At 71.9% G+C, this 3,183-nt stretch carries 3 protein-coding genes; 2 read left to right on the top strand and 1 reads right to left on the bottom strand.

The features are described from left to right. Positions 1-320 precede the first annotated feature (320 nt). Both AB0B41_RS42935 and AB0B41_RS42930 read left to right on the top strand, forming a co-directional pair. Positions 321-854: a cysteine dioxygenase family protein gene (locus tag AB0B41_RS42935; RefSeq protein WP_358212971.1), complete on the top strand. Its 534-nt coding sequence runs from the start codon at positions 321-323 to the stop codon at positions 852-854. After that, positions 851-1,228, top strand: coding sequence for a rhodanese-like domain-containing protein (locus tag AB0B41_RS42930; protein WP_358212969.1), 378 nt, complete (start codon positions 851-853; stop codon positions 1,226-1,228). The genes AB0B41_RS42935 and AB0B41_RS42930 overlap by 4 nt, the downstream gene beginning before the upstream one ends. 207 nt (positions 1,229-1,435) lie before the next feature. Here the strand turns inward: AB0B41_RS42930 and AB0B41_RS42925 are convergent, their stop codons facing one another. Beyond that, a complete protein-coding gene (locus AB0B41_RS42925; RefSeq protein WP_358212967.1) occupies positions 1,436-3,016 on the bottom strand; it encodes a fatty acyl-CoA synthetase in 1,581 nt (526 codons plus the stop codon). Positions 3,017-3,183 lie beyond the last annotated feature (167 nt).

Raw genomic sequence — 3,183 nt, 5'->3', positions numbered from 1 at the left:
GTCGAGCGAGCAGGGCGATCACCCGGTGGCCACCAGTGGTGCGTCCGAACCATCCCAGCCGGCCCGGACACAAGGAAGGTGCACCAGTGAGCGGGCGGAACACGGCGCTGACCGGACATTCGAGCCGGGGTCCCGGGCGCTGGGAGTGGATTTCCGTCCACGCCGCCGGATGTGCTGGAATCACCGATGTGATGCCCGCGTGGAACCTCGGCCCCATCTGGGAGAGCCGCCGCGGGCACGTGTTCGACGAGTGCTGTCAGGGATGTTCCAGCTCGAGCTGACCCCGATCCCTGCTCGCGTCGTCCCTCCTGGAGTACCCCGTGCTCGCGCACGCCCGCACCCTCTCCCGTGCGGCGGTCCGCACCGCCGCGCCCACCCCGCTCGACCTCGCCGACCTCACCGCGCTGACCCGCCGGTACGCCGAGGAGGTCCGCCTCGGCCGGCACGCGGTGCACGTCGATCCCGTGCACCGCTGGTCCCGCCGCCTGCACAGCGACGACGTCGTGGACGTCTGGCTGATCACCTGGGCCCGGGAGCAGATCGCCGAGCTGCACGACCACGCCGGCTCGCTCGGTGCGCTCACCGTGGTCTCGGGTGACCTCGTGGAGCAGCGCTGGGTCGCCGGCGAGGGGCTGCGTGCCCGTACGCTGCGGGCGGGGCGCGGCGCCGCCTTCCCGCTCGGCCACGTGCACGACGTCGCCAACCACCTCGAGTCGCCCGCGGTCAGCGTGCACGCGTACTCGCCGCCGCTGACCGCGATGAGCTACTACGAGGTGGCGTCCGGCCCGGGCGGGGAGTTCCTGCGCCGCACCCGCACGGAGCTGACGGACGAACCGGAGAAGGTGGGGGCATGACCCGCTCGATCGCCGACGTGCTGGCCGAGGCGCGGGCCCGGCTGGACCGCGTGGGCCCGCAGGAGGCCGCCGCGCTGCTGCGCGAGGGCGCGCGCCTGGTCGACACCCGGCCGCAGTGGCAGCGCGACGAGGAGGGTTCCTTCGCCGACGCGCTGATCATCGAGCGGAACCACATCGAGTGGCGGCTCGACCCGGCCTCCGACGCCCGCATCCCCGAGGCCGTCGACCACGACGTCACCTGGATCGTGGCCTGCTCCGAGGGCTACAGCTCCAGCCTCGCCGCCGCCTCCCTGCGGGACCTGGGCCTGCACAACGCCACCGACCTCGACGGCGGGTTCCGCGCCTGGAAGGCGGCCGGTCTCCCCACCCGCTGAGCGCGGCGTGGCTCGCGACCTGGGTCTTCTGCGATCTGAACGACGTTCGGCTGGTCGCCACGCAGGACGAGGTCGTCGATCTCATCGTGGACCTCGCCGAGGGCCCCCGGCCCGAGCTGTGGCAGATCGTCGACCGGCCGGCCGGGTTCCTCCCGGCCGCGCCGGCTCCGCGGCCCGGCGAGCAGCCCGTGCGTGCCTCCGGTCCGGTCAGTCGGCGAGGCCGGCGTAGGTGTCGCGCAGCTCCCGCTTGAGGATCTTGCCGCTGGGGTTCTTGGGCAGCTCGTCGACGACCACCACGTACTTGGGGGCCTTGAACCCGGCGAGGCGTTCGCGGGTGTGGGCGACGATCTCGGCCGGCTCCGCGGTGGTTCCCTCCCGCAGCACGACGGCGGCGGCGACGGCCTCGATCCACTCCGGGTGCTTCACCCCGAACACCGCGACCTCGCTGACCGCGGGGTGCTCGTAGATCGCGTCCTCGACCTCGCGGCTCGCGACGTTCTCGCCTCCGGTGATGATGATGTCCTTCTTGCGGTCGACGATCGTGAGGTAGCCGTCTGCGTCCATCACCCCGAGGTCGCCGCTGTGGAACCAGCCGTTCCGGAAGGCCTCGGCGGTCGCCTCCGGCTTGCCCCAGTAGCCGCGCATGGCGTGCGGGGTGCGGTGCACGATCTCGCCGACCCGGCCGACGGGGACGGGGTTGTCCTCGTCGTCGTGCAGCCGGGTCTCGACGTTGAGGCTCGGCCGCCCTGCCGTGCCCGCCTTCGCGATCTGCTCCTCGGGGAACAGCACGGTGGCGTTGGGCGCCAGCTCGGTCTGGCCGTAGTAGTTGAACAGCCGGATCGCGGGCAGCCGCTCACCGAGCTCCTTCAGCACGGCGACGGGCATGATCGCCGCGCCGTAGTAGCCCTTGCGCAGCGAGCTCAGGTCGTGCCGGTCGAAGTCCGGGGAGCGCAGCAGCCGGATCCACACCGTCGGCGGGCAGAACATCTTGGTGATCTTCTCGGCCGCGACCGTGCGCAGGATCGTCGCCGGGTCGGGCGAGTCGACGATCACGCTGGTCGCGCCCAGGTAGACGTCCGGCGTGAGGAAGTCGTGCAGCGCCGCGCAGTGGTAGAGCGGCAGGGCGTGCAGCTCGACGTCGTCGCGGTGGTACTCGCCGTCGACGATGTCGCTCACGTACTGCGTGATGAGGTTCCGGCTGGTCATGATCGCGCCCTTGGGGGCCGACGTCGTGCCGCTGGTGTAGAGCAGCTGGACCGGGTCGTCGTCGCCGATCTCGACGTCGGGCTCGGTGGCGTCCGTGTGCGCGAGCAGCTCGTCGAAGCCCACCCAGCCGTCCCGCGCGCCCACCACGACCTGCAGCTCGACCGGGACGCCGGCCTCCTCGAACGTCGGCGCGAGCCGCTCGGAGACGATCGCCGCGCGCGCCCCGCTGTCCTCCAGCGCATAACGCACCTCGCCGGCGGTGAAGTTGAAGTTGACCGGCACGGAGATCGCGCCGATCCGGGCCAGCGCGAAGTAGGCGACGACGAAGGCGTACGAGTTGTGCGACAGGATCGCCACCCGGCGGTTCCGCCCCACACCCCGCGCGACCAGGGCGTTCGCCACCCGGTTGGCGTCGGCGTCGAGCTCGGTGAAGGTCCGCCGGGTGTCGCGGTGGACCACCGCGAGCTTGTTGGGGTACTTCTTCGCGGTGCGGGCCAGGAGCGAGCCGATGCTCTGCCGCCGAGCCCGCGCGATCTCCGCGGTGTACGGCGGGAGGTAGCGGTCGAGGTCGTCGTCGGTCATGCGCGGGGCCTCCTCGTCGAGCCGTCCGGTGATCAGTAGACCCCGCCCGGTCGGCCCGGGTCGACACCCTCGTGAGTGGCGATAGCCGCTATGGCGACTATCGCCACTCACGGGGGACGCTCCTATGGAGCGTCAAGCCGTGAGCGGCGGGTTTTCGAGCTGTCGGT

It is taken from the genome of Pseudonocardia sp. NPDC049154 (genome assembly GCF_040648315.1).
Taxonomy (GTDB): domain Bacteria; phylum Actinomycetota; class Actinomycetes; order Mycobacteriales; family Pseudonocardiaceae; genus Pseudonocardia.
This window is presented reverse-complemented; position numbering and strand designations above follow the sequence as displayed.

Bases quoted from the DNA above. Each gene is read 5' to 3' on its own strand.
- AB0B41_RS42930 (WP_358212969.1), top strand. From the start codon at position 851: ATGACCCGCTCGATCGCCGACGTGCTGGCCGAGGCGCGGGCCCGGCTG.
- AB0B41_RS42925 (WP_358212967.1), bottom strand. From the start codon at position 3,016: ATGACCGACGACGACCTCGACCGCTACCTCCCGCCGTACACCGCGGAG.